Annotated in this window: 8 protein-coding genes and 1 pseudogene; 6 read left to right on the forward strand and 3 right to left on the reverse strand. The window is 72.0% G+C overall.

Going from position 1 to position 13,456, the window contains the following annotated elements:
• Positions 1-19 precede the first annotated feature (19 nt).
• From PUR71_RS08665 to PUR71_RS08675, 3 genes are read left to right on the forward strand one after another with little or no spacing between them, the layout of a single operon-like run.
• Complete coding sequence (locus PUR71_RS08665) at positions 20-1,696, forward strand: AMP-binding protein (protein ID WP_329925794.1); 1,677 nt, start codon at positions 20-22, stop codon at positions 1,694-1,696.
• Positions 1,693-4,068 (forward strand): bifunctional salicylyl-CoA 5-hydroxylase/oxidoreductase, encoded by a 2,376-nt coding sequence (locus tag PUR71_RS08670; RefSeq protein WP_329925795.1) that lies wholly within the window; start codon positions 1,693-1,695, stop codon positions 4,066-4,068. Before PUR71_RS08665 ends, PUR71_RS08670 begins: the two co-directional genes overlap by 4 nt.
• Positions 4,046-4,504: an acyl-CoA thioesterase gene (locus tag PUR71_RS08675; RefSeq protein WP_329925796.1), complete on the forward strand. Its 459-nt coding sequence runs from the start codon at positions 4,046-4,048 to the stop codon at positions 4,502-4,504. The genes PUR71_RS08670 and PUR71_RS08675 overlap by 23 nt, the downstream gene beginning before the upstream one ends.
• An 87-nt stretch (positions 4,505-4,591) precedes the next feature.
• On the opposite strand, the gene PUR71_RS08680 is transcribed toward PUR71_RS08675, so the two are convergent.
• On the reverse strand, positions 4,592-5,329 hold the full coding sequence (locus tag PUR71_RS08680) for an SDR family oxidoreductase (protein ID WP_329925797.1): 738 nt from the start codon (positions 5,327-5,329) through the stop codon (positions 4,592-4,594).
• 152 nt (positions 5,330-5,481) lie between these two features.
• On the opposite strand from PUR71_RS08680, the gene PUR71_RS08685 reads away from it, so the two are divergent.
• From PUR71_RS08685 to PUR71_RS08695, 3 genes are all read left to right on the forward strand, one after another.
• Positions 5,482-6,054 carry a TetR/AcrR family transcriptional regulator gene (locus tag PUR71_RS08685; protein ID WP_329925798.1) on the forward strand — a complete coding sequence of 191 codons (573 nt, stop codon included), beginning with the start codon at positions 5,482-5,484 and terminating at the stop codon, positions 6,052-6,054.
• Positions 6,055-6,343: 289 nt separating this feature from the next.
• The gene (locus tag PUR71_RS08690; protein ID WP_329925799.1) at positions 6,344-8,740 is read left to right on the forward strand and encodes a hypothetical protein; all 2,397 of its coding nucleotides are present in this window, start codon (positions 6,344-6,346) and stop codon (positions 8,738-8,740) included.
• A 54-nt stretch (positions 8,741-8,794) separates the two neighbouring features.
• The gene (locus PUR71_RS08695; protein ID WP_329925800.1) at positions 8,795-11,239 is read left to right on the forward strand and encodes a hypothetical protein; all 2,445 of its coding nucleotides are present in this window, start codon (positions 8,795-8,797) and stop codon (positions 11,237-11,239) included.
• 23 nt (positions 11,240-11,262) lie between these two features.
• Here PUR71_RS08695 and PUR71_RS08700 read toward each other — a convergent pair whose 3' ends face one another.
• Together PUR71_RS08700 and PUR71_RS08705 are read right to left on the reverse strand one after the other, a co-directional pair.
• Positions 11,263-11,535 (reverse strand): hypothetical protein, encoded by a 273-nt coding sequence (locus PUR71_RS08700; RefSeq protein ID WP_329925801.1) that lies wholly within the window; start codon positions 11,533-11,535, stop codon positions 11,263-11,265.
• Positions 11,536-11,658: 123 nt separating this feature from the next.
• Positions 11,659-13,456, reverse strand: a pseudogene (locus PUR71_RS08705) (glycosyl hydrolase); the annotation flags it as partial.

Raw genomic sequence — 13,456 nt, forward strand, 5'->3', positions numbered from 1 at the left:
CCCCGGAAGGACCCGTCCGTTGTCCCTCTCGCCCTCAGCCCACCAGGACACCTTCACCCGCGACCACCTCCCGCCGGCCCGGCTCTGGCCGACGATCGAGTTCACCACCCCGGACCTGCAGTACCCGGACCGGCTCAACGCCGCCACCGAGCTGATCGACCGCCCGGTGGCGGAGCACGGCCCCGACCTCCCCGCCCTCCGCACGCCCGACGGCGAGACCTGGTCCTACGGCCTCCTCCAGCGCCGCGCCAACCAGGTCGCCCAGGTGCTCACCGAGGACCTCGGCCTCGTGCCCGGCGGCCGCGTCCTGCTCCGCTCGCCCAACACCCCCTGGGCGGTGGCCGCCTGGCTGGGCGTCCTCAAGGCGGGCGGCGTGGCCGTCACCACGATGGCCGCGCTGCGCGCCCGCGAGCTCGCCCCGGTCGTCGAACGCACCCGGCCCGCCGTCGCCCTCGTCGACCACCGCCACACCGAGGAGGTCGAGCGGCTCCAGAACGCCTCCCTCGCGATCGTCACCCACGGCGCGGACACCCCGGACGACCTCCTCGCCCGCACCGCCGCCAAGTCCGGCGCGTTCACCAACGTCCCGACCGCCGCCGACGACGTCGCCCTGCTCGGCCCGACCTCCGGCAGCACCGGCGTCCCCAAGATCACCATGCACTTCCACCGCGACGTCCTCTCCATCGACCACACCTTCGGCCGCCCCCTCCTCGGCCTCGGCCCCGGCGACACCGTCGCCTGCTCCGCGCCGCTCGCCTTCACCTTCGGCCTCGGCATGCTCGTCGTCTTCCCGCTGCGCGCCGGCGCCTGCGCGCTGCTCACCGAGTCCGCCACGCCGCTGCAGCTCGCCGACCACGTCGAGCGCCACGGCGTCACCGTCCTCGCGACCGCGCCCACCGCCTACAAGGCGATCCTGCGCGAGGAACAGGAGCACCGGCTCGCCGGGCTGCGGGTGGCCGTCTCGGCCGGCGAGCACCTGCCGCAGACCACCTGGGAGCAGCTGCGCGACCGCCTCGGCCTGCGCGTCATCGACGGCATCGGCGCCACCGAACTGCTGCACATCTTCATCTCCGCCGCCGGGGACGACATCCGCCCCGGCGCCACCGGCCGCCCGCTGCCCGGCTACCGGGCGACCGTCCTCGACCTCGACGGCCACGAGCTCGGCCCCGGCGAGCCCGGCCGGCTCGCCGTCATCGGCCCGGTCGGCTGCCGCTACCTGGACGACCCGCGCCAGGACGAGTACGTCGTGGACGGCTGGAACGTCACCGGCGACCTCTTCTACCGCGACGCCGACGGCTACTTCTTCTACCAGGCCCGCAGCGACGCCATGATCGTCTCCTCGGGCTACAACATCGGCGGCCCCGAGGTCGAGGCCGCCATCGACACCCACCCGGACGTCGTCGAGTCCGGCGTCGTCGCCAAGCCGGACCCCGAACGCGGCTCCGTCGTCTGCGCGTTCGTCGTCCTGCGCGACGGCGTCCCGGGCGACGAGACGGCCGCCGCCGCCAAGGCCCGGGAGATCCAGGACCACGTCAAACAGGTCCTGGCCCCCTACAAGTACCCGCGCGACGTGCGGTTCTGCGACGCCCTGCCCCGCAACACCAGCGGCAAGCTCCAGCGCTTCGTGCTGCGCCGGCTCGTCGCGGACGGCGAGCGCGGCGGCGGCCAGGCCCCTGCCGAAAGAGGAACCCCATGAAGATCGCGATCGTCGGCGGCGGCCCCGGCGGCCTGTACCTCGCCGCGCTCATGAAGCAGCTCGACGCCGCCCACGAGGTCACCGTGTGGGAGCGCAACGCCCCCGACGTCACGTTCGGCTTCGGCGTGGTCTTCTCCGACGAGACGCTCGGCGGCATCGAGAACGCGGACGCCGAGTTCGCCGCCGCCATGGCCGACCGCTTCGCCCGCTGGACGGACATCGACATCCACGTCGGCGGCCGCACCCACACCGTCGGCGGCCAGGGCTTCGCCGCCATGAGCCGCCGCGAGCTGCTGCACCTGCTCCAGGAGCGCTGCCGCGGCCTCGGCGTCGACCTGCGCTTCGGCACGCCCGCCCCGGACACCGCCGCGCTGCGCGCCGGGCACGACCTGGTCGTGGCCGCCGACGGCGTCAACTCGGCCGTGCGGCAGGCGAATCCGGGCTCGTTCCGGCCCACCCTCGACACCCGCCGCAACAAGTACATGTGGCTCGGCACCGACCTCGTCTTCGAGGCCTTCCAGTTCTTCATCAAGCAGACCGAGTGGGGGACCATGCAGGTCCACGGCTACCCCTATTCGGCCACCGGCTCCACCTTCATCGTCGAGATGCACGAGGACGTCTGGCGCCGGGCCGGTTTCGACACCGGCCCCGACCTCCCGCCCGGCGCCTCCGACGAGCCCGCCGTGGAGCGGATCCGCGCCCTGTTCGCCGACGAGCTCGACGGGCACCGGCTGTTCGCCAACAACTCGCGCTGGCTCAACTTCACCACCGTCCGCAACGAACGCTGGCACGACGGCGGGCTCGTCCTGCTCGGCGACGCCGCGCACACCGCGCACTTCTCGATCGGCTCGGGCACCAAACTCGCCATGGAGGACGCCCTCGCCCTCGCCGCCTGCCTGCACGAACACCCGTCGCTGGACGAGGCGTTGACCGCCTACGAGGCCGAGCGGCGCCCGGTCGTCGAGTCCACCCAGCGCGCCGCCCAGGCCTCCCTGGAGTGGTTCGAGAACATCGGCATGTACGTCGGCCAGGAACCCGTGCAGTTCTGCTTCAACCTGCTCACCCGCTCCCGCCGCATCACCTACGACAACCTCCGCACCCGCGACCCGCAGTTCGCCGACCGCGTCGACGAGGCCTTCGCGAAGGCCCAGGGGGCCGACGCCGTCGTCCCGGCGATGTTCCAGCCCTTCCGGCTCGGGCCGCTGGAGCTCAAGAACCGGATCATCGTCTCCCCCATGGACATGTACTCCGCCGTCGACGGCCTCCCCGGCGACTTCCACCTCGTCCACCTCGGCTCGAAGGCGATGGGCGGCGCCGGCCTGGTCATGACCGAGATGGTCTGCGTCTCCCCCGAGGGCCGCATCACACCCGGCTGCACCGGCCTGTGGAACGACGGGCAGCGCGACGCGTGGCGCCGCATCGTCGACTACGCGCACGCCAACTCCACCGCCCGGATGGGCCTCCAGCTCGGCCACTCCGGCCGCAAGGGCTCGACCCGCCTGATGTGGGAGGGCATGGACGAGCCGCTGGAGCAGGGCAACTGGGACGTCGTCGGTCCCTCCGCCCTCCCCTACGGCCCCGGCTCCGCGACGCCGCGCGAGCTCACCCGCGCCGAACTCGACCGGATCACCGCCGAGTTCGTCGCGGCCGCCCGGCGCGGCGCCGAAGCCGGCTTCGACCTCCTCGAACTCCACTGCGCCCACGGCTACCTGCTCTCCTCCTTCCTCTCCCCGCTCGCCAACCACCGCACCGACGAGTACGGCGGCCCACTGGAGAACCGCCTGCGCTACCCCCTGGAGGTCTTCGACGCCGTCCGCGCGGCCTGGCCCGCCGACCGCCCCGTGATCGTGCGCGTCTCCGCCACCGACTGGGCCCCCGACGGCAACACCGAGCACGACGCCGTCGAGATCGCCCGCGCCTTCATCGCCCACGGAGCCGACGGCATCGACGTCTCCACCGGCCAGGTCACCAAGGACGAACGGCCCGCCTACGGCCGCTCCTACCAGACCCCGTACGCCGACCGGATCCGCCACGAGGTCGCCGCCGTCACCGGCACCGCCGTCATCGCCGTCGGCGCCATCGCCTCCTACGACGACGTCAACTCCATCCTCATGGCCGGCCGCGCCGACCTCTGCGCCATCGGCCGCACCCACCTCTACGACCCGCAGTGGACCCTGCACGCCGCCGCCGAACAGGGCTATCGCGGCCCGGCCGCCGACTGGCCCCTCCCCTACCGCGCCGGCAGCCGCAAACCCCCGACCTCCCGCACCGACGCCGTCCGCCCCCGGCTCACCCTGCTCCGTGCGGAGGACCCGGACCGCGCCGTCCACCTGCGCTGGACCCCGCCCCGTGAACCGGCCCCCGTCTCCTGAGCCGCTGGACGGTGCCCGCCCCGCGCGCGTCGTCCACCGCAGCCGCGTCGAGTGGATGGACACCGACGCGGCCGGCCACCACCACAACACCGCCGTCGTGCGCTACGTCGAGGCGGCGGAGGCCGAGCTGATGCGCACCCTCGGCATCACCGGCTACTTCGGCGCCGCCCCGCGCGTCCGCTACGAGGCCGACTTCACCGCACCGCTGTGGTTCGGCCAGGAGGTGACGACCGAACTCACCGTCGAGAGCATCGGCACGACGTCCGTCACCCTCCGCTTCGAGATCCGCGCCGAGGACGGCCGGCCCGCCGCCTCGGGCCGGTACGTCGCGGTGCACGTCCCCCGCGGCGAGCGCACGAGCACCCCGTGGCCCGCCGCGTGGGTCGAGGCATGGTCGTCAGGGGCGGGGTCGTCAGGGAAGGGGAATGGCGTGTAGCCGCTCCTGGTAACCGCCGGTGGACCCGCCGGCGAAGAGGGCGCCCGGCCCGACGGCGGTGACGAGCACTCGGTTCGATCGCCGCGCTCAGGCCTGCGCGGTGGGCCGGACGACGATCTCGCTGATGTCGACGCCCTCCGGCTGCTCGATCGCGAACCCGATGGCGGCGGCGACCGCCGACGGCGGCATGGCGATCTCGTCGCGCTGCCGGACCATCACCGCGGCCGCCTCGGGGCTGGCGCCCTTGCCGACCCCCTCGGTGTCGGTGAAACCGGGCGACACGAGAGTGACGCGCAGATCGGGCCCCGACTCCTGGCGCAAGCCCTCGGTGAGCACCTTCACCGCCGTCTTGGTCGCCGCGTAGACCCCCTGGGGCGACTTGACGACGTAGGCGGCGGTGGAGGCCACGTTGACGAACTGGCCGGAGCGCTGGCGGCGGAAGACGGGCAGCGCCGCCCCGATGCCGTTGAGCAGGCCGGTGATGTGCGTGGCGACCATCGCGTCCCAGTCGTCCTGGCGCAGGTCGTCGAACGGCGAGACGGCCATCGTGCCCGCGTTGGACACGAGGACGTCGAGCCGGCCGTAGCGCTCGACGGCGGTGTCGGTCAGCCGCCGGAGGTCCGCACGGCGCGTGACGTCGACGAGGACCCCGACGGCTGTGCCGCCCTTCGTCGTGATGCCGTCCACGACGGCGGCCAGCCGGTCCTCGCGCCGGGCCCCGAGCACGAGCCGGGCCCCCTTCCCGGCGAGGTACACCGCCGTCGCCTCTCCGATGCCGCTGCTGGCGCCCGTGATCGCGATGACCTTGCCCTCGATACCCGGCATGACCGGCTCCCTTCCGGGGATACGCGCGGATCACCCCGGTGACCCACAGTGAAAGCGGAGGTGCCCCCACTTGGCTCACGCTAAGTGGGGTCACCTCCGCTTGGCAAGTCGATAGGCTGCAGGGAGACTTCCGGGAAGGGACGGCACCACCGATGAGCGACCTGGCGCCACGACCGCTGCGGGCCGACGCGCAGCGCAACAGGGAGAAGATCCTCACGGCCGCCGTGCGCGTCTTCACGGCGGAGGGACTGGACGCGCACCTGGAGCGCATCGCCAAGGAGGCCGGCGTCGGCAGCGCGACGCTCTACCGCAACTTCCCCACCCGCGAGGCCCTGGTCGAAGCGGTCTACCGCAACGAGGTGGCCCACCTCTGCGGGGCGGCGCCCGCCCTGCTCGCCCAGGAGCCGCCCCTCGAGGCCCTGCGGGCGTGGACGCGCCTCTTCCTGGACTACGTCACCGCCAAGTACGGCATGATCGACGCCCTGCGCGCGATCGCCGCGACGGGGAACAGTCCGTACGGGCACAGCCGGGAGATGATCCAGGCCGCCATCACCGCGCTCATGGACGCCTGCACGGCCGCCGGGGCGATCCGCACCGATGTCCGCCCCACCGACCTCTTCGCCGCCCTCGAAGGCATCGCCCTCACGTCGGCGGGCGCCGATCACCGGCCGCAGGCCGAGCGCCTGCTCGACCTCATACTGGACGGCCTCACGCTCCGCCCGTGAAGCCGCGCGATGCCCGTTCGGCCGCGCAGCGCGTGCGTGGCCGCGCGGCCGGGCTCAGGCCACGGCCAGCGCCAGCCGGATCCAGCGCTCGGCCTCCGCCGTCGCGGCCGTCACGTCGAACGCGTCCGGGGCGGTGGCGCCCTGGACCACGAGCCCTTTGACCAGGCCCACCAGCGCCGAAGGTCGTCGAGGCCCTGGAACAGAAGGCGGGCAACCCGATCCGCCTGATCCTCAAGCCCTCAGCGCGGATTGAGCACGGCCCGTCAGGTCACGCTGCCATGATGGCGGCGTGACCGACTCAGTCCACAACTCCGTCTCCGGACACGTCACGGGAAACGTCATCCAGACGGGAATCCTCAACCTGACACCACCCGAACCCGACCAGCCTGCCGAGGACCTACTCGCCAAGGCGGTGCGCAAGCAGTGGAACGACGAGGCCAACGCCCGCGGCCTGACCGGCACTGTGCAGATGCCCGTCCAATGGGATGCACGCGAACTCGGCGCAGCCAGTGACCGATCAGCGCTCGACGATGTTCTCGCGTCGATCTGCTCGCTGGAGCCGATCCGGCTGATCGTCACAGGACCGGGCGGAGCCGGGAAGTCGTCGTTGGCGGTGCTTCTGGTCCGCGAGCTCCTGGAGCGGCGGAAGCCTGGCGGACCCGTTCCCGTCCTGCTGTCCCTGTCCAGCTGGGTCCCTGGGCAAAATGAGAGCCTGGACGATTGGGTGACCAGGCGCATCAGGGAGGACTACGGAGAGCTCGCCACCCCTGCGGGGGACAGCCGAGTGCAGTCGCTGGTGGACGACGAAAAGATCATCCCCGTGCTGGACGGCCTCGACGAGCTCATGTCCCTCTCCGGCCAGGAGGTCGTCCTCGGAATCGACGGCTGGCGCGCGAACACCGAGGTGCCATTGGTCCTGCTGTCGCGGCCGGAAGCGACCGAGGCCCTTCCCTCGAACTCCGAGCTCCGGCACATCCCGGTGATCCGGGCCTGTCCAATGTCCCCGGAGGCCGGACAGCACTACCTCACCGGGAAGTGCAGTGAGGGGCAACTCCCCCAGTGGAAGGAAGTCTTCGAGCAGATCGCAGGAAGTCCTGGCGGGCCCGTCGCAGCGGCGTTCTCCTCGCCCCTGATGCTCTGGCTCGCCACGAAGATCTACGCGAGCGGAGCCCGAGATCCTCGCGAACTCCTCGACTCCGCGAGGTTTCCGACATGCGCGGACGTCGAAGGCCATCTCCTCGACGAACTACTCCCCGCCGTATACTCGCGGGCCCCGGCACCCGCCTCCAAAATCAAGCCCGTCCGGCGGTGCAGCGTGAAGGCGGCACGGACGTACCACCGTTTCCTGGCCCGGCAGTTGATCCGCCGACGGACCCAGGACATCGCCTGGTGGCAGCTGCGCGGCGTGGCCACGCTCCCCCTCGCGTGGGGCGGGGTGGTCCTCGTGTCCGTGCTGGCGTTCCTCTCCCTCGACCGACTCCTGTGGCCCGGCACCACCACCGAAGCGATCGATCTCGTGGCCGAGTTGGCCACCATCTCCACGGTCCTCGGACGCACCACTGCCCGGCACCTGTTCCCCGGCCTCGACGGCCGCCCGCGCCGGCCGGCCACACCAAGGATCCAGATCATCACGGCTCTGCTCGCCGCAGGCCTCATCGGTGCGGCAGCGGTCTTTCCGGGCTGCGTCCCCGCGGTCGTACCCACCGTCGTCCTGCCCACGCTGTCGGGCCTCGTCCTGACGCGGCGGGCCGAGTACGCCACGGCCACGAAGCCCAGGTTGCTGCTCGCCGACGAACGGCGGATCGCCCTGATCGAGGCGGCAGTCGTCGCACCCGCCATCGCCGGACTCTCCATGGCGGTCTTCTCCCAGGCCCACGACCGACCCCTCGTCCCGGTGCTGTCCTTCCTCGCTGCCTGGTCCTGCTCGGCCGTGGCCCTCGTCGCCATGAGCCGATGGGGGCGCTGGAGCGCCACGCGGATCGAACTGTGGCTGTCCGGGCGCCTTCCGTGGGACGTGATGGGCTTCCTGGAGGACGCGCACCGACTGGGCCTGCTGCGCCAGGTCGGCGGCGTCCACCAGTACCGGCACGCCGAACTGCGCTGGCGCCTTGCCGGAGCGGACGCCGACCGGTCCGCCACCGAGGCGTGGACACCTCGCACCGTTCTCATGCGCAGCAGCGCCCACACCATCCGCACCGTGTGGTTCCTCGCCCTCGACCTCGCAATGCCCGTCCTCGCGTACCTCGCGGTCGCCTCTCCGCTCACTGCGCACGACGGCCCCCGCGCCGACTGGCAGCGGAGCTGGGACCTGTTCCGCAGGCACCAGCCCCAGTTCGTGGGGGTGACGGTCACGCTCGTCCTGATGGCGGTCGCCCTGTGGGCCGTGGCCACGAGGCTGCGGATCGACGCTGAGGCGGTCGAGATCAACAGGGGCCGCAAACTGCGACTGCTCTGGGAGGACGTGACGAAGGTGGAGGTCCACGGGACCGACAGCGAGGTCCTGCCGACGCAGTACCACGTCGCCCTGAAGCCCAAGGAGGGCCTGATCATCCCGAAGGCCGTCACGGACTCGCAGGGCTGGGCCCGCATCTGGGACCTCGGCCCGACCAACACCCTCCCCCTCGACCTCGAAGCAGCCCTCGTCCACTTCGCCGGCCACCGCTGGAAGGGCCTCACCACGCGCTAGACGAGTGCTCCGATACCCGAGTCACCGACCTGGCTCCGCTGCCATCATGTCCGCGTGACCGACTCGGTGCAGAACACCGTCACTGGACCCGTCACGGGGAACGTGATCCAGGGCAAGACCGTCAACGTGTCCTTGCCCGTCCCCGAACGGCCCGCCGAGGACCAACTGGCAGCGCTGGTCCGCAGGCAGTGGGAGGACGAGGCCAACGTGCGCGGCCTGACCGGCGCGGTGCCGATGCCCGTCCGATGGGACGCGCGGCAGCTCGGCTCCCTCGGCGGCCGGGCGTCCCTGGACGAAGTCCTCACCGGGATCTGCTCGTTGAAGCCCATCCGCCTGATCGTCACCGGCCCCGGCGGGGCAGGGAAGTCGTCCCTCGCGGTGCTGCTGGTGCTCGCGCTCCTCAGGAAGCGCAAGCCCGGCGAGCCCGTGCCCGTGCTCCTCTCCCTCTCCGACTGGGTCCCCGGGCAGAAGGAGAGCCTCGACGACTGGGTCATCAGACGCATCCGGGAGGACTACGGGGAACTCTCCGCCCGGCCCGGGGAGAGCCGGGCGAGGCAACTGGTGGACGAGGGGAGGATCGTCCCCGTCCTGGACGGCCTCGACGAGCTGATGCCCCTCCCCCGGACCGAGACGCTGATCGCGATCGACCGCTGGCGCGCGAGCGTCGACGCGCCCCTCGTCCTGCTGTCTCGGCCGGAGGCCTTCAACGCCGTCTCTTCCACGGGCTCCGAGCTGCGGAACCTCCCGGTGATCCGCGCCCACCCGATGACGCCGGAAGCCGCGCGGGACTACCTCGCCGACAAGTGCGCGGACACCCAACGCCCCCTCTGGGCCGAGCTTTTCAAGGATCCCAACGGCCCCGTGGCGACAGCCCTCTCGTCACCCCTGATGGTGTGGCTGGCCACGAAGGTGTACGCCGACGGGAGCCGCGATCCGCGCGAACTCCTCGACCACGCCGGGCAGCGCGAGGACGTCGAGAGGCACCTCCTCGACGAGCTACTCCCGGCCCTCTACACCCAGGGGCCGGCGCCCGCCTCCGTCCCCCATCCGGTCCGCAGGTACGAGGTCGAACGCGCCCGGACCCACCACCGCTTCCTGGCACGCCAGTCGGTCCGCGGCCGGACGCAGGACATCGCCTGGTGGCAGCTACGGGCCGTGCTCACCGACCCGCTCGTCTGGGGCGGTGTCGTGATGGTGGCGGTCACCCTGTTCGGCTCCGCGATGAGCTACGGGGAAACCGCGCTCTTCTCCCTCGTCCGGCACTTCGCGCCGGAGACCCCGTTCACGACCACCGTGCGGACGATCACCTCCGTCGCCCTGGCGGCCGCCGTGCTCACCGTCACCACACGGGCCGGCGCCCGGCAATTCTTCGCGGGCATCGAGGCCCGTCCCCGGCGGCTGGCCGGCCCCCGGAGACAGGCCGTCATGGCTACCCTCACCGTAGCCCCGGTCCTGGCGGAACTGGTCGCTCCGACCAACCGCCTCGCGACGATTGTCGTCCTTCTCCCGCTCGCTTTCTCGAGCGTGGTCCTCACGCGGCCGGTGGAGTACGAGACGGCCACGAGGCCCCGAGCGCTGCTGAAGAACGAACGGCGGATCGCCATCACCGAGGCGGGGTTCGTCGGATCCGCCGCCGCCGGAGCCTTCGCGGCGTCCTCCCGTCCGCTGCTCTCCCTCGGAATGTTCCTCGCCTCCTTCGCCTGTTCGGCCCTGGCATGCCTGGCCATGAGCCGATGGGGGCGCTGGGCCGCCACCCGGTTCGAACTGGCGGTTCGCGGGTGTCTGCCGTGGGACGCGATGACGTTCCTGGAGGACGCGCGCCGACTGGGCATGCTGCGCCGAACGGGCGGGATCTATCAGTACCGGCATGCCGAGTTGCGCGGGCGACTCGCCGGAGCGGGCCCCGAGCAGGCCGACCCCGGTACCGAGCCACCAGCCCCCGTCCTCGTTCGCAGCACCGGCTCCCAAGGCCGTGCGCTCAGGCGGGGCATGGCCGCCATGATGGCGCCCAACATCGCACTGGTCCTCGTGGTTCCACCGTTCGTGTTCGGCGACGGCTACCGGGCCGCTTTGCACACGGTGTGGGACCGGGTGATCACCGGAGGCCTGCTCCTCCCCGAACTCGCCGGGGTCCTGCTCATCGGCTCGCTGCTCTTCTGGGCCGTGGGCAGCGAACTCCGGGTCGACGCCGAGGGCATCGCGCTCGGCAAGCGCCGCAGGGTGCGACTCCGCTGGGACGAGGTGACGGCGGTGCGGGTCCATCCGCACGAGATCCCCGGCCGGCGGCCCGAGTACGTCCTGGAGGCGAAGCCGAGGAACTCCCGGGACGTCCCCCAAGCCACGAGGACCTGCGACGGCTGGGTCGAGGTCTGGTACCTCGACCACGAAAGCACCCTCCCCCTCGACCTCGAAGCCGCCCTCACCCGCTTCGCCGGCCACCGCTGGCCCCCGAAGGCTCCTCCAGCCGTGACCAAGGCCGTCCGCCGGGGTCGCCGGTGACCGTGCGCCCGCCGTGCTTCGCGCTACCCCGCCGGGACCGGGCGGTGCGGGAGGTCGGTCGGGTTGTCGGGGCCGAGGGAGAAGGTCGGCGCTGGGGTCGGGTTCATGGGTGGCGGTGTGGTCACCGCCGTGCTCGGGGCGGTCGGCGTCGCGCTGGGAGTCGGAGTGACGGACGGGCTGGACGGCGCGCTCGTCACCGCGGGGGTGGGAGCCGGCGCAGCCGTCGAGGTGCACGCGGCGGTGGCCAGTGCGAGGAGGACGGTACCGGCGGCGATGGCGGCGGCGGGGCGCTTCACGGGTCGGGTCTCCTGATCGTCGGGGGTCGCCGCTTGGACGGTGCGGCCGCCGGACCGGTTCCCGCAGCGCCGGTGCCCGGCCCGCTCACCGTCAGCGGGCCGGGCACCGGGAAGAGGCAGGGCTCAGCCCTGCTGGTCCCCGTCCACGTCGCCGTAGTCGCCGTGGTCGAAGCGCCGCAGGTCGACGGCCCAGATGCCGCGCCCGAAGGTGGCCGCGTACAGCTTGCCGTCCGGGCCGGTCTTCAGCTGCTGGACGGACGTCGTCGGCAGGTTGCGGCCGAGGACCATCCACTCCGTGGCGCCCGGCGCCCGGTAGAAGGCCGCGAGGTCGGTCCCGAGGGCGAGTCCGCCGTCCGGCAGGATCCTCACCGAGTCGGCGGGGACGTCGGGCAGGTTGGCCGAGATGTCGGTCCAGGTGGCGCCGCCGTCGCGGGACTCGAAGACGTGCCCGACGCCCGCGCCCGGTCCCTCGGTCCAGGACCGCGAGAAGCCGTTCATGGCGACGAAGACGTGCTGCGCGTTGTTCTCGTCGACCGCGAACGACGAGATGTACCGGTTGGGCACCGTCCCGTCCACGGGCAGGTTGAGCTGGTGCCAACCCGTGCCGTCCGTGTTGCCGACCGCGATGCCGCGGGTGAAGCCCTGGTTGTTGCAGGGGCCGCACCAGCCCGCGTACACGGTGCCGTGGACGGTCGCGACGGCGGTGGCGAAGTGGCCGGCGCCGAGGTCGTAGGCGGCGGTCCACTCGCCGCCGCTGCGGATCGCGTAGCCCTTGTGCTGCACCCAGACGTGCTGGCCGCCGGCGATCCAGGTGTTGACGTCCCTGGGGTCGGCGGCGAGCGGCGCGATGAAGCGGGCGGAGCTGGTGGCCTTGTCGGGCGGGGCGACCTCGTAGGAGGTGGCCTTGCTGGGGTCGGCGTTGCCGGAGCCGTCGTTGACGGCGCAGTTCTGGGTGACCCACACGTCCATGTAGACGTATTCCTGGGCGATGTTGCACCCGTTGTTCGGGTCGACGAGCGTGTCTCCGCCGTCGCCGCCGAAGTTGGAGCCCATGACGCGGTCGTGCGCGCGCAGGATCGACTCGCCGTTGTCCTGGAGGCCGCCGCTGACGCTGACGCCCCGCCCGGAGCGGTCGGACAGGTCCTTGCCGACGCCCACCGAGTAGTACTGCAGGGTGTCGATGGTGCCGTCGGCCAGCGACTTCCAGTCCTTGGCGTGCCCGCCGGAGTCGACGGCACCGTTGACCGGGCGGGTGTAGATGCCGCCGTCGTTGCCGACGTACACGCTCGTCTTGCCGTGGTAGGTGCCGATGGCGACGGCGTGCTGGTCGGAGTGCGTGGTCGGCGAGCAGTCGCCCGTCTGCTTCGTCGGGTCGATGCTCCAGCAGGGGAACGGGAAGTTCCAGTAGGGGCCCGGGACGATCCAGGAGGCGCCGCCGTTCTTGGTCTCCAGCACCTCCTCCAGGCCGGCGTAGACGTGGTCGGGGTCGGCCGGGTCCACCTGGAGGAACTGGTTGTACCAGGACTGGATCCCGGGCTGGTAGCCGGCGCCCTGCAGTGCGGAGCCCGAGTTCTTGATCTTGTCCTTGTCCGCGATCAGCGCCCAAGGACCGAACGGGGAGCCGGACTTGGAGACGTAGATCCCCTTCAGCCCCGAGTCCGGGTTGTGCACGGTGAGGTCCGGCGACTGGTCGATCGCGTAGTAGCGCGAACCGTCCGCCGAGCGGGCGAAGGTCACGTTGCCGACGTTCGCCGCGTCCGTCGGCAGGTCGCCCAGCGATGCGACGCGCTGCCAACTGCCGTCCGCGGCCTTGCTGTAGAAGCCGTTGTACGTGTCGCCACCGCGCCAGCCGACGGCCAGGATCACCTTCGACGGGTCCTTGGGATCGATCGCGATGTCGTTGGCGATGTTCTTGTACGGC

Origin of the sequence: Streptomyces sp. SP17BM10 (genome assembly GCF_036322405.1) — a bacterium.
Lineage (GTDB): Bacteria > Actinomycetota > Actinomycetes > Streptomycetales > Streptomycetaceae > Kitasatospora.

Coding starts and splice junctions, on each gene's coding strand:
- PUR71_RS08685 (WP_329925798.1), top strand. CDS start 5,482: ATGAGCGACCTGGCGCCACGACCGCTGCGGGCCGACGCGCAGCGCAAC.
- PUR71_RS08670 (WP_329925795.1), top strand. CDS start 1,693: ATGAAGATCGCGATCGTCGGCGGCGGCCCCGGCGGCCTGTACCTCGCC.
- PUR71_RS08680 (WP_329925797.1), bottom strand. CDS start 5,329: ATGCCGGGTATCGAGGGCAAGGTCATCGCGATCACGGGCGCCAGCAGC.